At 71.9% G+C, this 17,084-nt stretch carries 18 protein-coding genes; 9 read left to right on the forward strand and 9 right to left on the reverse strand.

Annotation, left to right across the window (positions count from 1 at the left end; all coding sequences use genetic code 11):
* The first annotated feature begins 84 nt into the window (after positions 1–84).
* From KIS93_RS37635 to truA, 3 genes are all read left to right on the forward strand, one after another.
* On the forward strand, positions 85–1,101 hold the full coding sequence (locus tag KIS93_RS37635; protein ID WP_043623495.1) for a DNA-directed RNA polymerase subunit alpha: 1,017 nt from the start codon (positions 85–87) through the stop codon (positions 1,099–1,101).
* A gap of 123 nt (positions 1,102–1,224) precedes the next feature.
* Positions 1,225–1,773: a 50S ribosomal protein L17 gene (rplQ, locus tag KIS93_RS37640; RefSeq protein ID WP_080043217.1), complete on the forward strand. Its 549-nt coding sequence runs from the start codon at positions 1,225–1,227 to the stop codon at positions 1,771–1,773.
* A 105-nt stretch (positions 1,774–1,878) separates the two neighbouring features.
* Positions 1,879–2,736 carry a tRNA pseudouridine(38-40) synthase TruA gene (gene truA / locus KIS93_RS37645; RefSeq protein WP_080043216.1) on the forward strand — a complete coding sequence of 286 codons (858 nt, stop codon included), beginning with the start codon at positions 1,879–1,881 and terminating at the stop codon, positions 2,734–2,736.
* Positions 2,737–2,866: 130 nt separating this feature from the next.
* On the opposite strand, the gene KIS93_RS37650 is transcribed toward truA, so the two are convergent.
* Both KIS93_RS37650 and KIS93_RS37655 read right to left on the reverse strand, forming a co-directional pair.
* Complete coding sequence (locus tag KIS93_RS37650) at positions 2,867–5,716, reverse strand: hypothetical protein (protein WP_155128619.1); 2,850 nt, start codon at positions 5,714–5,716, stop codon at positions 2,867–2,869.
* 100 nt (positions 5,717–5,816) lie between these two features.
* Positions 5,817–6,491: a hypothetical protein gene (locus KIS93_RS37655; RefSeq protein WP_186404622.1), complete on the reverse strand. Its 675-nt coding sequence runs from the start codon at positions 6,489–6,491 to the stop codon at positions 5,817–5,819.
* Between the two features lie 1,170 nt (positions 6,492–7,661).
* Between KIS93_RS37655 and KIS93_RS37660 the strand changes: the two genes are divergently transcribed.
* Positions 7,662–7,859 (forward strand): hypothetical protein, encoded by a 198-nt coding sequence (locus KIS93_RS37660; protein ID WP_186404623.1) that lies wholly within the window; start codon positions 7,662–7,664, stop codon positions 7,857–7,859.
* 74 nt (positions 7,860–7,933) lie between these two features.
* Here the strand turns inward: KIS93_RS37660 and KIS93_RS67735 are convergent, their stop codons facing one another.
* Positions 7,934–8,617, reverse strand: coding sequence for a CAP domain-containing protein (locus tag KIS93_RS67735; protein ID WP_155128615.1), 684 nt, complete (start codon positions 8,615–8,617; stop codon positions 7,934–7,936).
* Between the two features lie 385 nt (positions 8,618–9,002).
* Here KIS93_RS67735 and rplM point away from each other — a divergent pair, with 385 nt between their 5' ends.
* From rplM to glmM, 3 genes are read left to right on the forward strand one after another with little or no spacing between them, the layout of a single operon-like run.
* Complete coding sequence (gene rplM, locus KIS93_RS37670; RefSeq protein ID WP_080043212.1) at positions 9,003–9,446, forward strand: 50S ribosomal protein L13; 444 nt, start codon at positions 9,003–9,005, stop codon at positions 9,444–9,446.
* A 26-nt stretch (positions 9,447–9,472) separates the two neighbouring features.
* Positions 9,473–9,997, forward strand: a complete 525-nt coding sequence (gene rpsI / locus KIS93_RS37675) for a 30S ribosomal protein S9 (protein WP_080043211.1) — start codon at positions 9,473–9,475, stop codon at positions 9,995–9,997.
* Position 9,998: 1 nt separating this feature from the next.
* Positions 9,999–11,345: a phosphoglucosamine mutase gene (gene glmM / locus KIS93_RS37680; RefSeq protein WP_080043210.1), complete on the forward strand. Its 1,347-nt coding sequence runs from the start codon at positions 9,999–10,001 to the stop codon at positions 11,343–11,345.
* Positions 11,346–11,390: 45 nt separating this feature from the next.
* Here the strand turns inward: glmM and KIS93_RS37685 are convergent, their stop codons facing one another.
* A complete protein-coding gene (locus KIS93_RS37685) occupies positions 11,391–12,017 on the reverse strand; it encodes a hypothetical protein (protein WP_155128613.1) in 627 nt (208 codons plus the stop codon).
* Positions 12,018–12,027: 10 nt separating this feature from the next.
* On the opposite strand from KIS93_RS37685, the gene KIS93_RS37690 reads away from it, so the two are divergent.
* Positions 12,028–12,444: a hypothetical protein gene (locus KIS93_RS37690; protein ID WP_186404624.1), complete on the forward strand. Its 417-nt coding sequence runs from the start codon at positions 12,028–12,030 to the stop codon at positions 12,442–12,444.
* Complete coding sequence (locus KIS93_RS37695) at positions 12,441–12,602, forward strand: hypothetical protein (RefSeq protein WP_186404625.1); 162 nt, start codon at positions 12,441–12,443, stop codon at positions 12,600–12,602. Before KIS93_RS37690 ends, KIS93_RS37695 begins: the two co-directional genes overlap by 4 nt.
* Positions 12,603–12,605: 3 nt before the next feature.
* Here the strand turns inward: KIS93_RS37695 and KIS93_RS37700 are convergent, their stop codons facing one another.
* From KIS93_RS37700 to KIS93_RS37720, 5 genes are read right to left on the reverse strand one after another with little or no spacing between them, the layout of a single operon-like run.
* Positions 12,606–13,322, reverse strand: coding sequence for an ABC transporter permease (locus tag KIS93_RS37700; RefSeq protein ID WP_080043207.1), 717 nt, complete (start codon positions 13,320–13,322; stop codon positions 12,606–12,608).
* A gap of 1 nt (position 13,323) precedes the next feature.
* The gene (locus KIS93_RS37705) at positions 13,324–14,238 is read right to left on the reverse strand and encodes an ABC transporter ATP-binding protein (protein WP_080043206.1); all 915 of its coding nucleotides are present in this window, start codon (positions 14,236–14,238) and stop codon (positions 13,324–13,326) included.
* A complete protein-coding gene (locus KIS93_RS37710; RefSeq protein WP_080043205.1) occupies positions 14,235–15,095 on the reverse strand; it encodes an ABC transporter permease in 861 nt (286 codons plus the stop codon). The genes KIS93_RS37705 and KIS93_RS37710 overlap by 4 nt, the downstream gene beginning before the upstream one ends.
* Positions 15,088–15,996 (reverse strand): ABC transporter ATP-binding protein, encoded by a 909-nt coding sequence (locus tag KIS93_RS37715; protein WP_080043204.1) that lies wholly within the window; start codon positions 15,994–15,996, stop codon positions 15,088–15,090. The genes KIS93_RS37710 and KIS93_RS37715 overlap by 8 nt, the downstream gene beginning before the upstream one ends.
* A gap of 40 nt (positions 15,997–16,036) precedes the next feature.
* On the reverse strand, positions 16,037–16,963 hold the full coding sequence (locus tag KIS93_RS37720; protein WP_080043203.1) for a DUF389 domain-containing protein: 927 nt from the start codon (positions 16,961–16,963) through the stop codon (positions 16,037–16,039).
* Positions 16,964–17,084: the final 121 nt, after the last annotated feature.

Here is a 17,084-nt window from a genome sequence, read left to right on the forward strand (position 1 = left end):
TGCGGCATGCCGTACCCCGACTAGGCTGTTTATCGGAGTGGCGTCATATAGCGGTCGCCACACGAAAAAGGGGAGAACCCGCACATGCTGATCGCTCAGCGTCCGACCCTTCTCGAAGAGTCGATCGACGAGACCCGGTCCCGGTTCGTCATCGAGCCGCTGGAGCCCGGCTTCGGCTACACCATCGGCAACTCTCTGCGCCGCACGCTGCTGTCGTCCATCCCGGGCGCGGCCGTGACGAGCATCCGCATCGAGGGCGTGCTGCACGAGTTCTCGACCGTTCCCGGGGTCAAGGAAGACGTCACCGACATCATCCTCAACCTCAAGGAGCTGGTCGTCTCCTCCGAGCACGACGAGCCCGTCGTGATGTACCTGCGCAAGCAGGGCCCGGGCGAGGTCACCGCCGCCGACATCGCGCCCCCGGCCGGTGTCGAGGTGCACAACCCCGAGCTGCGCATCGCCACCCTCAACGGCAAGGCCAAGCTGGAGATGGAGCTGACCGTCGAGCGCGGTCGCGGCTACGTCTCCGCCGCCCAGAACAAGCAGCCGGGCCAGGAGATCGGCCGGATCCCGATCGACTCCATCTACTCCCCGGTGCTCAAGGTCACCTACAAGGTCGAGGCCACCCGAGTCGAGCAGCGCACCGACTTCGACCGCCTCATCCTCGACGTCGAGACCAAGCCCGCCATGAAGCCCCGCGACGCGGTGGCCTCCGCCGGCAAGACCCTCGTCGAGCTCTTCGGCCTGGCCCGCGAGCTCAACGTCGAGGCCGAGGGCATCGACATCGGCCCGTCGCCGACCGACGCCGCCCTGGCCGCCGACCTGGCGCTGCCGATCGAGGAGCTCAACCTCACCGTCCGCTCCTACAACTGCCTCAAGCGCGAGGGCATCCACACCGTGGGTGAGCTCGTCGCCCGCAGCGAGCAGGACCTGCTCGACATCCGCAACTTCGGCGCCAAGTCGATCGAAGAGGTCAAGCAGAAGCTGCACGAGATGTCGCTGGCGCTCAAGGACTCCCCGCCCGGGTTCGACCCGAGCGCGGTGGCCGGCGGCGGCTACGACGACGACGACAGCGCGTACGTCGAGACCGAGCAGTACTGATTCACCGTCAGCCCCCGCGCTCGTGCGCGGGGGCTCAATAACGGACCGCGCCTGCGACCGCGGTCCGGCCCGACTCCGGTACCTGGTACGGCCGGGGCGGGTTAACCCAGGAGGAGAAAGACCATGCCCAAGCCCACCAAGGGTGCACGTCTTGGCGGCAGCCCGGCGCACGAGCGGCTGATCCTGGCCAACCTGGCCACGGACCTGTTCCGCCACGGCAAGATCCGCACGACGGTCGCCAAGGCCAAGCGCCTGCGCCCGCTCGCCGAGCGCCTGATCACCAAGGCGAAGAAGGGCGACATCCACAACCGGCGTCAGGTCCTGACCGTCGTTCGGGACAAGGGCGTCGTGCACCACCTGTTCACCGAGCTCGCGACGACGTTCGCCGAGCGGCCCGGTGGTTACACCCGCATCACCAAGATCGGCCCCCGTAAGGGCGACAACGCGCCGATGGCGGTCATCGAGCTGGTGACCGAGCCGCTGAACGGCGTCACCACGCGCCGCACCGAGGCTCCGGCCGCTGCCGCCGCTCCGGCCGCCGAGGAGACGAAGGCTGAGGAGACCGAGGCGCCTGAGGCTGCCGAGGCCACTGAGGCCAAGGCTGAGGCCGCCGACGAGGCTCCCGCCGCCGAGGCTGCCGAGGCCGGCGAGGCGAAGAAGGACGAGGCCTGATTTTTCAGGCCGAGCAGGACATTGCCTGAGCGTTCAGGCGTTTGAGACGGGCCCGGATCCCCTCGCGGGGGTTCGGGTCCGTTTTTCTCTTTTGGGAGGTTCATCGTGGTACGGCTCCGCCTCGACCTCGCGTACGACGGGACCGACTTCTCCGGCTGGGCTCGGCAGCCGGGGCTGCGGACGGTCCAGGGGGAGATCGAGCAGGCGCTCGGCCGGATCCTGCGGCTCGACGGGCCCGCCATGCTGACCGTGGCCGGGCGTACCGACGCGGGGGTGCACGCGCGCGGTCAGGTGGCCCACGTGGACGTGCCTGAGGCGGCGCTGGGGGAGCTCGACGGCAACCGCGGGCCTCTGGGCGTCGATGAGCGGCTCTCTGCGCTCGTGCGGCGGCTCGGTGGTGTCCTGGAGCCAGATGTACGGATTTATCGGGTCTCGGTGGCTCCTGAGGGCTTTGACGCACGGTTCTCCGCGATGTTCCGGCGGTACGCGTACCGGGTGAGTGACGCGGCCGGAGGCGTCGACCCGCTGCGGCGGCGCGAGGTCGTCTGGCACAACCGGCCCCTCGACCTCGACGCCATGAACGCGGCCGCGGCCCGGCTGGTCGGCGAGCACGACTTCGCGGCGTTCTGCAAGAAGCGGGAAGGGGCCACGACGATCAGGGAGCTGCAGCGGCTGGAGTGGGAGCGGCGGGCGGACGGCGTCCTGGAGGCCACGGTCGTCGCCGACGCGTTCTGCCACTCGATGGTGCGGGCCCTGGTCGGGTCGCTGCTCGCGGCCGGCGACGGGCGGCGGCCCGTGGAGTGGCCGGGGCAGGTGCTGGCGCGGGCCGTACGCGACTCCGGGGTGCATGTCGCGCCCGCGCACGGGCTGTGCCTGGAGGAAGTGGGCTACCCGCCGGAGGCCGAGCTCGCCGCGCGGGCTCAGGCCACGCGGCGAGTACGCACCGCCTCGACGCAGTTGTGAGGCGGGCCAGCCTCGCTTGATGCGGCGTCAGCCTCCCGTGATGCCGCGTCAGGCTCCCGTGATGCGGCGTCAGGCTCCTGTGATGCGGCGTCAGCCCTTCGTGATCCGCGTCAGCCCTTCGTGATCTGCGTCAGCCCTTCGTGATGCGGCGTTCGAGCACCAGGGCGGTCTGGTCGCGGAACGCGCCGCTGACCTTCGGCAACGTCTTGTCCTTCGCCTCCGGCGTGTGGCCGTCGGCGTGGGTGGCGTAGCTGAAGACGATGTAACGGCCCCAGACCAGGCCCGCCGCGTAGCCGCCGGCGATGTGCACGCGCTCGCCCCCCGAGTTCTTCGGGCCGGGCAGCGGGCGGAACCAGATGTTGCGTGACAGATCCTTCGCCTGGTCCGTGGTGGTGGCGGCGTCCTTGTCCGGCAGGACCGCGATGCCCGTCGTGACGGCGTAGCGGCGCTTGCTGTCCACGTACGTCGCCCTAAGGACGCGCGTGCACTTCTGCGCCTTGAGCGCGTCGGCGAACGCGCCCGTCGCGGCCTTCTCGCAGGTCGTCTCCATGTCGGCCTTGACCCGCGTGAACGTGGTGCCCGCCGCATCCACCTTCTTCTTCGGGAACGCCTCCGACAACGACAGCTTCTGCGGGTCGGTCTGCTCCGAATTGAGGATCGACGAGCCGGCGACGTCCGGCGGCGAGGACGGCGCGGAGGTGCTCGGCGGCGCGCTCGCCCGGGTCGCCGCCGTCGTCGGCGGAGCGCTGCTCACCGCCTGGAAGGCGAAGAACCCGCCCGTCGCCACGCCCGCCAGGGCCAGCGCGCCCAGCGTCACCAGCAGGGCCCGCTTGCTCTTGGGCGGTGGCGGCGGTGGGGGCGGGGTCTGGAACGGGGGCTGCTTGAACGCGCCCGGCGGGAAGGCCGGACCGCCTGCCGGGGGCCTGGGCACGTCCAGGGACGTGGACGGGCGCTGGCCCCAGGAGTCTCTGGAGAACGGGAGCTCGGGCAGTTTGTCACCGGCGGGGGGTGTGGGGGGCCAGACGGGTACGTCGCCTGGCTCCGGCGGGCGGAGGGACGAGGAGGCGGTGGGGTCGGTCGCGTTCGGGTCGAAGTAGTGGGCCGGGCCCTGGGACGGACCCTGGGACGGGCCTTGGGATGGGCCTTGGGATGGGCCTTGGGATGGGTTCGCCTGGCCTTCCGCCTCCGCCGACGGATGGGCGATCGGGAAGGGCAGGGAGAGCCGGGTGTCCTCGGGTTGGAGCTCTTCCTGCTGGTCAGGGGTGGCGTGCGGGCGCGCGGGCCGGTCCTGATCCTGATCAGGGTGCGAGGGCGCGGGCTGGTGCTGGTCGTGGCCGCCCTTCGCCGGCGCGTCCGGGGCCTGGGGGATGCCGTCAGGCGGGGTCTCGGCGTCCTGCGCGCCCTGGCCCGTGATGGCGTCAGCGGGGCCGTGGTGGGCGGCGTGATCCGGACCCTGGTGGGCGGCGTCGTCCGGGCCTTCGCGCAAGGCGGCGGTGTCCGGGCCGTGCTGCGGCGCCGTCTGGGGCGTGGGCTGGTGAGCGGCTTGCGGCGAGGGCTGGTGGGTGGGGCGGGGGCCCGAGGGGTTCGTGGCGTCCTGCTCGCTGGGTGCGGGCAGGCCGTCCTGGGCGAACGGGGGCTCCGGCCGGTCGGCAGCGGCCCGGTTCGCGTCAGTGGTGGCCTGGTGGGGCGGGCGGGTGAAGCCCTCCGGGTTGGTCGCGTTCGGGTCGAAGGGCGGGGGGAGGCTCGGCTCGTCCGGCTCGGCCTCCAGCTCGCCCGTGGCGGCCGGCCATGGTGGCATGGCGTGCGGGTCGGAGAGGGGCGCGGGCCACGCCGGCATGCCCGCCGCGGCGGCGGTGAACGCGGGCGGCGGCTCCCACGGCGGCGCCCCCGGCACCACCGGCTCGCCCGGCCACCGGCCCGCCCCCTGCCCGGCCGCGCCCTCGGGCTGGTCCCAGGGGCGAATGTCCCGGATCCGGCCCGGCCGCGTCTGGCCATCCTCGGCCTCCCACGGCTGCCCGCCCTCGGGCGCCCCGAAGGGGGCGAAACCGGTCGGCGGCCCACCGAACGGCTGCTGGTAGGCGGGCGGCGCAAACGCATTCCCCGCAGGCGCCTCCTGCCCCGTGGGCGGCTCTTGACCACTGGGCGGCGCGGAGGATGGGCCGACGGGCGCCGCGAAGGGCTGGCCTGCGTGCGGCTCCTGGCCGGTAGGCGGGGTGAAGGGCTGGCCGGCAGGCGGCTCGTGGCCGACGGGCGCGGCGAACGGCTGACCGACGGGCGGCTCCTGCCCCGTGGGTGGCTCCTGGCCGGTGGGGGCGGCGAAGGGCTGGCTCGTGTGGGCGTCGTGGCCGACCGGTGCGGCGAAGGGCTGGCCGGCGGGCGGCTCCTGGTTCGGCCGTGCGCTGTGATCGGCTTGTGCGCCGAACGGTGGGTGAGTCGCGGCCGCTTCCCGGCCGGGCTGGCGCTGCTCGAACGCGTGCTGGCCGGAGGCGTGCTGGTTGGCCGACGGCGGGCCGGATGGCGCGGGGCCGGCCGGCGGCGGCCCGAGGGGCGCGGGGCCGCTCTGGGGCGGCTCGAACGCGCGCTGGTCCGGCGACGGCGCGCCGAAGGGCGCGGCGCCGGCCGAGGACGGGCCGAACGCATGCTGGTCGGCGGGGGGCTCCCAGCCGGGCTGCCGGCCGTCGAAGGCGTGCTGGTTGGGGGGTGGGGTGGTGGGGTCGGAGAACCAGTCGTAGGGGGAGGCGTCGTCGCCCGGCACCTCCCATGGCTGGGCGCCGGGCGACGTCTCCTGGTCGGATGGCGGCGCCTTCAGGACGGGTGGGACGGGACGCGCGTCGGCGTCCGCCGCCTCGTCGAAGGGATGGAACGCCGCTGGAACGTCTCGCCCGTTGGTCTGGCCGAAGCTCGGCGGTGGCGTCGCGGGGACGGCCGAGCGGTCGGCTTCCCTGCGATCGTGCTCAGACCCGGGTTCCTGGCCACGCATAGCTGGAGCCTAGCGAGAGTAGCGAGATCGTTATGTCGGTATGGGCGTTCCCAAGGGCATCACGAGTCCTCTACAAGCGCATATGCCCCACAAAGACCGCTCAGCTCAGCGCGCTGCCGGTGAGCGCCCGGTGGTCCAGAGCCTGGAACACGGTGGCCTTCGTGAGGTCGTTGATGGCCTCGGAAATCCGCTTCGACCCCTTCGAGTCGGGCTTCGTGCCGTCCTTGTTCTGGAACCAGACCAAGATCGCATAGTGCCCGTACGTGGAGATCTTCGCGCCTCCGGCGCCCGAGCCGAGGAGCTTGGTGACGCTGTCCTTGCCGGCCAGCGGCTTGACGTAGTTCTGCTTGTCGCCGGCCTTGGCCACCTTGGCGGCGTTCTTGCTGGAGCTGAGGTTGGCGACGCCGACCGTGCCGATCACCTTGCCCGCCTTGTCGCGGAAGCTCGCGCGGACGAACTGGGCGCACTTCGCGGACTTCAGCGCCTTCTTGAGATCATCGCCGAGGGCGCCGTCGTCGCACTTCTTGTCCTTGCTGGTGATCGTCATCTCGTAGCCGCGGCCCGAGACCGTGATCTTCTTCTTGGAGCCGAAGATCTCCTTGACCGAGATGGCGTCCGGGTCCGTCTTGCGGTCGGCGGCGAACCCGTACTTGCCGGCCGGCGCCGACGGCAGCGGTGCCGAGGTCGCCCTCGGGGCGGCCGTTTGGGCGGAGGTCGGGGTCTCGGCGTTCCACATCAGGTAGAGGCCGCCGCCGAGCAGGCCGAGCACCGCCACGCCGCCGATGACGGCCAGCAGCGGGCCGCGCGAGCGGGAGCCCTCGTCGTACGGACTCCAGCCGACCTTGCTCTGCGGCGCGCGGGATGTGCCGCCCTCGTCGGTCTTGCCGCCGTCGTCGCCCGCCTTGCGGTCCTTGCGGGAGCGGCGGCCCCTGCCGGCCGCGGACTCCTCGGCGCCGAAGTCCTCGGAGGCGAAGGGGTCCTTGCGGTTGTTGTCGGCGCCGCCGTCGTCGGGGCCGGCGGCGCGCCTGCCACGACGGCCCGGCCCGCGCCCCTCAGGCCGTTCGCCGGAACGGTCGCCGCCTTCGTTGTCCGGGCGTCCCTCGGCTCGGTTGTTCGAGGGATTGCCGGATCGTCCGTCCGGGCGTTCGTTCGGCCGGTTGTCGGGTCCGAAACCCCCTGGTCCGCCGCCCTGCGGGCCCGGGCCGCCGGGGCCGGGCGTGGGGGCGTTCGGGGCGCCGCCGCCGAAGGGGCCGCCCGCGAAGGGGTCGCCGCCGAACGGGTCGCCTCCGAGCGGGTCGGGCCGAAGAAGCCGCCGGACGACTGCGGGCCGCTCGGCGGGCCTTCGGAGGGCCTGCCGGGTCCGCCACCAGGTCCCCCACCGGGGCCTCCGGCGGGGCCGTTGCCTCCCGGGCCGCCTCCGCCCGGTCTGCCGCCTCCGGGTCCGTCCGGGCCTGCGCCGGGCCTGCCGGTCGCGGGGCCGCCGTTGCCGGGGCCGCCGTTCCCGAAGAAGTCGCCGCCCGGGCCGCCGTTGCCAGGGCTGCCGAAGAAGTCGCCGCCAGGGCCGCCGGCTCCGGGGGCGCCGTTGCCGAAGAAGTCGTTTCCAGGGGCGCCGCCTGGGCCGCCGTTGCCGGGGCCGCCTGCGGGGCCGCCGCGGGTGAAGAAGCCGCCGGAGGATCCGCTGTCAGAGGGGTTGTTGCCGGAGGGGCCGTTGTTCGCGGGGGCGCCGCTCATGAAGAGGCTGCCGGGCTCCCCGGCTCCAGGGCCGCCAGGACGGCCGGAGCCCGCGGGCCCACCGCCGCCGGGGCCACCGCCCGCAGGGCCGCCGTTGCCGGGGGCGCCGCTCCCGGGCCTGCCGCCCGCGGGGCCACCGCCGGGCCCGCCGCCAGGGCCGCCGGGGGCGCCAGGGCCAGGGCCAGGGGCGCCGGGGCCGCCGGGGCCGTTGGTGGTGAAGAAGCTGCCGGAAGGGCCGCCGAACCCGCCGGGCCCGCTGTCGAACGGATCGCGCGGGACGCTGCCGAAGGGGTCGGTGGAGCCGTTGCCGGAGGACTGGTCGTTGGCGGGGCCGCGGCTGGTGAAGAAGCCGCCGGAAGGCGCGCTGCCTGAGGAGTCGCCCGAGCCCTTCGAGCCGCCCCCCATCCCGTAGGGGGCGCTGCCCGTGCCGTTCTCACGTTCCCCACTGCCGTTGGAAACCATGCGGCGACATTACCGTGATGTTCGTCATTGGGTTCCGAAGTCCTGGGTCCACCATGGTCCTCCGGGCCCGGAGGCGACGCCGACGCCGATGGCTTTGAGTCCGCAGTCGAGGATGTTCCTGCGGTGGTCAGGGCTGTCGAGCCAGCCGTCCACGGCCTCCTGGGCGGTGCCGTAGCCGGCGCCGATGTTCTCGGCGGCGCCCCAGCGGTATCCGGCGCGTTCCATGCGGTCCCAGGGGGAGGCGCCGTCGGGGGAGTTGTGGGAGAGCCGTCCCGTGCGGGCCATCTCCAGCGAGTGCGTACGGGCGGAGCGCATGAGCGCGGAGTCGACCCGCAGCGGCCCGCAGCCGCGCCGCGCCCTGGCGGCGTTGGTCAGGGTGACGACCTGGGAGGCCATGCCCGTCATGACGCGCACCCCGTCGTCGTGGGGCTCGGCGACGACGGCGGGGTCGTCGTGGGTGTTGAATCCGTCGATCTGGTCTTTCGGCGTCCTCGCCGGCTTGGGGGTGGCGGTGCCGCGGGGCGTCTTCTTGGTGGTGATGCCCCGGGGGATGCGCTCGGCCTGCGGTTGCGCCTTCCTGGCCGTGGTGGGGGCGGGGTTGGCGGTGGCGGCGGCGGGCGGGGCGGTCTCGTTCAGGTAGACATGGGGGGTGGGCTCGGGGCCGTCGGTGAGGCGGCCGATGAGCACGCCGGTGAGGAGCACGGCCATGAGGCAGGTCAGCACACCCAGTCGGCTCCGGCGCCGAGGGCCGCGCTGGGTTTGCCGGGTGTGAGAGATCCGCCACATACCGCCGCTAACGATAGAGATGTCTGGTCCTGGGAAAGAAGGGGTCCCAGGGAAACGAAATCGAACCGTTCTGCGGTCGGGTAGACTCGCCTCGGGTTACCGGTCACTTTGACCTGCGCGCCTCGGGGCGGGTAACTTAGGTTCGTTGTGTGCATAGGTCCAGCGTGACCAATGCGCGGCGCGTCCGGCGTCATCTCCCGTGTTGAGGAGACGGAAGGTCCGGGCCGTCGTGTGCCCGCACCGACCGACCAATGTAGCTGTCGCATCCGACAGCGCCGAAGACGCGAGCATAAAGAAGGCTACGACCGTGCGCACGTACTCACCGAAGCCCGCCGACGTCCAGCGTCAGTGGTACGTCATCGACGCGACCGATGTCGTGCTGGGCCGGCTGGCCAGCCACGTCGCGACCCTGCTCCGCGGCAAGCACAAGCCGATCTTCGCCAACCACGTCGACACCGGTGACTTCGTCATCGTCATCAACGCGGACAAGATCGCGCTGAGCGGTAACAAGCGTGAGCAGAAGAAGGCGTACCGCCACTCGGGCTACCCGGGCGGTCTGCGTTCCGTCAGCTATGGCGAGCTCATGGAGAAGCGCCCGGAGAAGGCCGTCGAGAAGGCCGTCAAGGGCATGCTGCCGAAGAACTCCCTCGGTCGGAAGATGGCCAAGAAGCTGAAGGTCTACGCGGGTTCCGAGCACCCGCACCAGGCCCAGCAGCCTGTGCCGTTCCAGATCACCCAGATCGCCCAGTAGTAGTTCGAAAGAGTTAGAGGAGAACCGTGGCTGAGCCCACCGGTGTCGAGACGGCCGTAGAGACGGCCGAGCTGGAGGACTACTCCGGCGAGGACTTCCCGTCCGAGTACACCACCGAGTCCGCCGCCAGCGCTGACGCTCCCGTGCGCAAGCCCGTCACCACGGGCAACTCGTACGGCACCGGCCGCCGCAAGGAGGCGATCGCCCGCGTGCGCATCGTCCCCGGCACCGGCAAGTGGACGATCAACGGTCGTTCGCTGGACGTCTACTTCCCGAACAAGGTCCACCAGCAGATCGTCAACGAGCCCTTCGTGGTGCTCGGCGCCGAGGAGGCGTTCGACGTCATCGCCCGCATCGACGGCGGCGGCGTCACCGGCCAGGCCGGCGCGCTGCGCATGGGCCTGTCCCGCGCCCTGGCGATCCTGGACGTCGAGGTCAACCGCCCGCCGCTGAAGAAGGCCGGCTTCCTCACCCGTGACGCCCGCGCCACGGAGCGGAAGAAGTACGGCCTCAAGAAGGCCCGTAAGGCTCCGCAGTACAGCAAGCGCTAAGTTGGCGCGCCTTTTCGGCACCGACGGGGTACGTGGGGTCGCGGGTCGCGACCTCACGGCGGAGCTCGCCATGGACTTGTCCGTGGCGGCCGCCCACGTCCTCGGCGATGCAGGCGCGTTCGCCGCTACCGGACGCCGTCCGGTGGCGGTCGTAGGCCGGGACCCGCGTGCCTCGGGAGAGTTTCTCGAGGCCGCCGTGGTCGCCGGCCTCGCGGCGTCCGGAGTGGACGTGCTGCGCCTCGGCGTGCTGCCCACCCCGGCCGTCGCCCACCTCACCGCCGCGCTCGGCGCCGATCTCGGCGTCATGCTGTCGGCCTCGCACAACCCGGCGCCGGACAACGGGATCAAGTTCCTGGCGCGCGGCGGCTTCAAGCTGTCCGACGCGGTCGAGGACGAGATCGAGCGGCGGCTCGGTGAGGAGTGGAGCTTCCCCGTCGGCTCCGGCGTGGGCCGCGTGCGCGACGCGTACGGGGAGGCCGACCGGTACATCTCGCACGTGCTGGCCACGATGACGGGCTCGCTCGACGGGCTGAACATCGTGGTCGACTGCGCGCACGGGGCCGCCCACATGGTGGCGCCGGAGGCGCTGGTGCGCGCGGGCGCCCGGGTCGAGGCCATCGGCGCCAGGCCCGACGGCCTCAACATCAACGCCGGGCACGGCTCGACCCACCTGGACAAACTCCAGCAGGTCGTCATCTCGCGCGGCGCCGACCTGGGCGTGGCCTACGACGGCGACGCCGACCGCTGCCTGGCGGTCGACCACACGGGCGCGATCATCGACGGCGACCACATCATGGCCATCCTGGCCGCCGCCATGCACGGCGAGGGCACGCTGGCCAAGGACACCGTCGTCGCGACCGTGATGTCGAACCTGGGCTTCAAGCTCGCCATGCGCGACGCGGGCATCACGGTGGTGGAGACCGCGGTGGGCGACCGCTACGTGCTGGAGCGGATGAAGTCCGACGGCTACAACCTGGGCGGCGAGCAGTCGGGGCACGTCATCATGCTCGACCACGCCACCACGGGCGACGGCCTGCTCACCTCGCTGCACCTGCTGGGCGTGGTGGCCAAGTCGGGCGTGCCGCTGAAGGAGCTGGCCGCCGTGATGACGCCGCTGCCGCAGATCCTGATCAACGTCAAGGACGTCGACAAGGGCAAGGCGTCGGTGCCCGAGCTCGTCGCCGCCGTCGCGGAGGCGGAGGCGGAGCTGGGGGAGACCGGCCGGGTGCTGATCCGGCCGAGCGGCACCGAGCCGATGATCCGGGTCATGGTGGAGGCCGCTTCCGAGGAGCACGCCACACAGGTGGCGGGCCGCCTGGCCGACGTCGTACGGACGGCCTGCGTCTGACGGCCGATCGTTCACCGGGTGCGGGGTCCGTACCCGGTGAACGCTTCAGAACAGACCGTGCCGTTCGGGCAGGTCGATGATCCCGGTGAGGGCCAGCAGCACCAGCGCGGCCAGGCCGGCGACGACCGCCCACGCCACGGGATGCCCGAGGTTCAGCGTCCAGCTCTGGCCGAAGCGGGCGTGCAGGACGACGCCGGGATCGTGGCGGTTGGCGTAGACGGTGCCGGCGAGGTGCCAGTGCCGGTCGTCGTCACGCTGGACGAGCCCGGAGTCCTCCTTCTCCTCGCCCGGCAGGCGGGGCAGACGGTGCCCGCCCTGCCCGGCGCGCCATTCCCAGGCGAGCGGGCCCAGCACCAGAGCGGCGAGCGGCAGCACGGCCGCCGCGGTGCCGAGGGCGAAGACCTCCCAGAGCCGCAGCGCGGCGATGAACAGCGAGAAGTTCACGCAGGCGGCGCCGAGCAGGGAGAGCCGCGCCATGCCGCGCAGGTAGACGCGGTATCTGCGGGCCGATCCCGCCGGCCGGGCGGCGTCGAGGTCGGGGCGGGCGCGGAGCAGAACCAGCGTCAGCGCCGGGAAGGCCACGGTGACCACCGCCTGGAGCAGCACCGGCTCGAAGGCGGTGAACACGCTGGTGGGCGCGCGGCGGGCGGGGTCGGCGCCGAGCCCGTGCAAGGACGCCAGCGTGGCGGGCAGGGTCGGCGCCGAACACCGCCACCAGACGATCACCACCACCGCCCTGTTCGTTCCCGGGCGGTGGCAGGCGCTGCTCGCCAAGCTCGCCGTTCACGCGGTCGCGGGCCTGGGCTACGGGCTTCTCAGCGCGGCCATGGCCGGTGCGGCGCTCTTCGCGGCCGCCACGGCCAAGGGGATCACGCTGGGACTGCCCGCCGGCGCCGTGCTGGTGCTGCTGGTCAGGATCGTGCTGGCGATGGCCGCGTACATGCTGCTCGGGGTGGCCGTCGGGGCGCTGCTGCCCAACCAGGTCGCCGCGCCGGCCGTGCTCGGCGGCTACTTCTACCTCGTCGAGACCGCGCTGCTGATGGTCCCTGGCGCGAACGTGCTCTATCCGTACCTGCCGGGCGGGCCGCGGCGGCGTTGACCGGGTTCACGTACCTGGCCGACGCCGTCGCGACGCAGACCGGCGGGGCCGCCGTCGTCCTGCTGCCCGCCTGGCTGGGGGCCGCCGTGCTGCTGGCGTACGCGCTGCTCGCCGCGCTCGTCGCGATCGCGGCGCCGCTGCGCAGGGACATCACGTGAGCGTCACTCGTCGCCCGTGAGGGAGAACGCGCGCAGGCGCTGGCCGGCCAGCAGGACGGCGCCGACGGTGACGACGATCAGGGCCGGGATGGCGAAGCTCAGCGCGACGTCCGTCTTGAAGAAGGGGGAGTCGCTGAGCTGGTCGGCGATCGACTGGCCCCAGTACTGGATGGAGAACTTGTGGACGCCCGGGATGAGGTTGCCCACCAGGCTCTCCCAGACCAGGGCGTAGATGATGCCGATCGTGACCGCGTGCCGGGTGACGATGCCGAGCAGCAGGAAGACGGCGGCGTAGGCGATGCCGGCGACGAGGGTGCCGGCGGCGAAGCCGGTGGCGATGCCGTCCTCGCCGCCGATCAGCAGCAGGCCCGCCACGTAGGTGGGCACGGCGCCGAACACGGCCAGCAGCGAGGCCGCGACCAGGAACTTCGTCTGCGCGATGACCGGGCGGGAGATCGGCTTGGACATCAGGTGGATGATGGTGCCGTCGTCGATCTCGGGGGCGATGACGCCGGTGCCGGCGATGAGGCCGAGCAGCGGCAGCATGGTGCTGATCGCGAACTTCTGCATCAGGTCCACGGTCGTGGCCTGGTCGGCGGCGCCGAACGCGCGCAGCAGCACGGCCAGGGCGATCAGGGCGAGCGGGAGCAGCAGGAGCAGGATGATGCGCCGGCGGCCCAGCAGCGCGCGGTAGGTGATGCCCGCAACCACGGTGTTCATGTCACGTGCTCCTGTTGATCAGGTAGGAGAAGACGCTCTCCAGGTCCTCGTCCGCCGGGGAGACCTCGTGCAGGCGGACGCCTTCGTCGCGGGCGACCTGCGGCAGGAGGCGGGCGAAGCGGCGGAACTCGGTGGCCTGCACCTCCAGGCCGTCGGGGCGCAGCGAGATGCCGCCGGTCGAGTCGTCGCGGACGAGGGCGGCGGCGAGCTTCCTGTCGTCGCTGGAGCGGATCACGAACAGGTGGGGCCGGTCCGTCATCAGGCGCCTGATCTCGCGGAAGTTGCCCGACGCCGCGTGCCGTCCCGCGACCAGCACCTCGATGTGCTGGGCGACCCGTTCGACCTCCTCCAGGATGTGGGAGCTGAACAGGATGGTCTTGCCCGCCGTGCCCATCGTGCGGATGAGGTCCATCAGGTGCAGGCGCTGGCGGGGGTCCATGCCGTTGAACGGCTCGTCGAGGAGCAGGACGGGCGGGTCGTGGACGAGCGCGGCGGCGACCTTGACGCGCTGGCGCATGCCCTTCGAGTACGTCTCGACGCGCCGGTCCTTCGGCTCCTCCATCTCCACGGTGGCCAGGGCCTTGCGGGCGGCCTCGACCGGGTCGGGCAGGTTGTGGAGGCGGGCGGCGGACAGGACGAACTGCCAGCCGGTCAGGAAGCCGTAAACGCCCTCCTTTTCCGGCACTAAGCCGATATTTCGGTAAATGTGGTGGTTCTTCCATACGGGCGTGCCGTCCAGCGTGACCGTGCCGCCCGACGGCGACAGGAACCCGGCCATCATGTGCAGGAGCGTCGACTTGCCCGCCCCGTTCGGCCCGAGCAGCCCGGTGACGCCGGGCCCGATCGTCATCGTGACGTCGTTGACCGCGACCACGTTGCCGTACCAGCGGGAGACCTGGGAGAGCTCGATCCTCATCGCGCGGCCGCCTTCCTGTAACGCAGGGCGAGAGCGGCCAGCCCGGCGGCGATCAGCAGCACCAGGACCGCGGCCGAGGCGGGGCCGCTGGGGTAGGCGGCGCCCTCGATGGAGTGCGGCGTGGTGCCGAACAACCAGTGCTGCACGGAGTCGACCAGCCAGAACGGGTTCGCCAGCCACGCCCAGGCGGCGGCGCTCTCGTTGCCGGAGGAGTACAGGGTGCCGTAGATGATCGGGACGGAGGCCGACGAGAGCAGGTAGACCGTGATCACGGAGGCGACGCCGAGGCCGCGCCGCGGCGTGAACGAGGCCAGCGCCAGCCCGAACGCCGCCAGCAGCAGCGCCAGCAGGAACGCCATGAGCACGGCGCCGAGGTATTCGCCCGTGGCGGGCGGCCCCGGCATGTCCACGATCAGCTCGCCGAGGTAGGTGACCGTGAGCGGCACCGCGATCAGCGCGAACACGGCGACGGTCATCGCGGCGACCTTGGCGCCGACGTACTCGGTGATCGAGACGGGGCGGGAGAGGTAGAGCGGCAGCACGCGGTAGCGCAGGTCGGGCGCGACGACCGTGGGGGCCTGCGCGGCCAGGAAGATCGCGACGACGGCCTGCATGACGACGGCGAAGCCGCTGTAGGGGATGCCGCGCTGCTTGACCAGGGCCATCATGGCGATGCCCACGATGGACGGCATGATCATGATGGCGGCCAGCGCGAACGGCACGATCTTGCTGCGGGCCGGGCGGCCGATGCCGAAGACGCCGCGCAGGCTGTGCACGGCCAGGGCCCTGGTCGCGTAGGCGCGGCCGAGGCGGGGGCCGTCGTAGTGGCGGTAGCCGATGTCGTAGATCTCAGACATGTGCCACCTCCTCCCTGAAGACGTCCTCGATGCGGTGACGTCCCTGTTCGAGGCGGATGAGGCACAGGCCCAGCTCGGCCGTGGTGTCGCGGATCGCGTCGTACGTCGCGGGCCCCAGCACCTTGACCACCAGCAGGCGCCCCTGCCGCGAGACGGTCTGCCCGCCGGCGGTCAGCCGGGCGGCCAGCTCGTCGAGCCCCTCGTCCACCTCGACCGTCACGGTCTGCGTGGCCTGCGTGAACTCGCCGATCGCGGACGAGCGCAGCAGCCGCCCCGCGTCGATGACGACGACGTGGTCGCAGATGCGCTCCAGCTCGCCGAGCAGGTGAGAGGTGACCAGGACGCTGATGCCGAACTCGGTGCCGATGCGCCTGATCAGCGTCAGCATCTCGTCGCGGCCGCGCGGGTCGAGGCCGTTGGTCGGCTCGTCGAGGAAGATCAGTTTGGGGTCGTGGACCAGCGCCTGGGCCAGCTTGACCCGCTGCTTCATGCCGGTCGAGTACCCGCCGACGGGGCGGTAGCGCTCTTCGGCCAGCCCGACGTGGCGCAGGACGTCGGCGGCGCGCTCACGCGCGGCAGTGCGCGGCAGCCCGGACATGCGGGCGAGGTGGACGACCAGCTCGGTGGCGGAGACGTCGGGGGGCAGGCATTCGTGTTCCGGCATGTAGCCGACGAGCCGGCGGATCTGGGCGCCCTGCGCGGTGACGTCGAGATCCAGCACGCGCGCGGTGCCGCCGGACGGCGGCAGCAGGCCGAGCAGGATCTTGATCAGCGTCGACTTGCCCGCGCCGTTCGCTCCGACCAGTCCGGTCACGCCTGACCCCACGGTGACCGTGAGCTGGTCGACCGCGGTGACGGTGGGGAAACGTTTGGTCAGCCCCTCGGTGGCGAGGATGTGCATGTGCCGGACCCTACTAGCCGGACCAAAGGTGTGGCCTCGGTCATACGGATGAACGGCGTCCTACTTGAGGCCAGAATTTCCGCTGCACCACAAGGGTGAGAGTGCCCGCGATGACCATCCCCAGGATGTTGACGCCGAGCTGGGAGACGGAGGGCGCGAGCTCCTTCCAGTCCGACACCGCCGCCGCCACCGCCACGTAGCCCGCGGCGGGCACGGTGGTGACCGAGATGAAGACGCCGACCAGGGCCGACGACTTGCCCGCCGTGACCGACAGCACCCCGGCCGAGCCCGCCAGCAGCGCCACGATGAACGACCAGCGGTCGGGCTTGACGATGAACTGGACCTCCTCGTTCGTGGCGAGGTTGGCCGCGTCGATCCAGCCCAGCCAGTGGGAGACGAGCGCGCACGCGTACGTGATGGCGATCGCGACCAGGAACCCGACGACCAGCGTCCGCAGCGCGGTCACGATCAGGTGGCCGCGGCGCTGCAGCAGGCCGAAGCAGATGGCCGCGACGGCGCCGAATTCGGGGCCGAGCACCATCGCGCCGACGATCAGGATGGGGGAGTTCTGGAGCACGCCGATGCCGGCGAGCTGGGTGGCGATGGCGAGGAAGGCGAGGTACGCCCACGTCACGCGCGAGTCGGCCTGGACCTTGTGCGCCAGCTCCTCCCAGATGACCGCGTCGTCGGGGTCGCCGGGCGCCTCCTCCACGGCGTCCTCCGCCGCCTTCGACAGCGACAGATCGACCTGCTCGACGGCGATGGAGCCCTCGCCGCGCAGCCATTCGAGCTTGCCCAGCACCTCGTTGGCCGACTCTCTGGCCGCGTCGCAGAGCACGACGTCGCCCCGCGGCTCCCGGGCCGCGCCGGGCAGGACGACGATGTTGGTGACGCCGGGGCATTCCTCCAGCACCGCCGTCGCCTCGTCGGTGCGCGCGGCCGGGATGATCAGTCGCAGATGTAGCACGGGGTCAATTGTCGTCGATCGGATCTTGACGGGGTGTTGATGCGCTTACGCGAGGCTCCCTCACATGATCTGGAGCTGGTGTCATGACCATGGTGAGGAGTGCTGGTTCGCCGACATCGAC

It is taken from the genome of [Actinomadura] parvosata subsp. kistnae (genome assembly GCF_900323885.1).
Lineage (GTDB): Bacteria > Actinomycetota > Actinomycetes > Streptosporangiales > Streptosporangiaceae > Nonomuraea > Nonomuraea composti.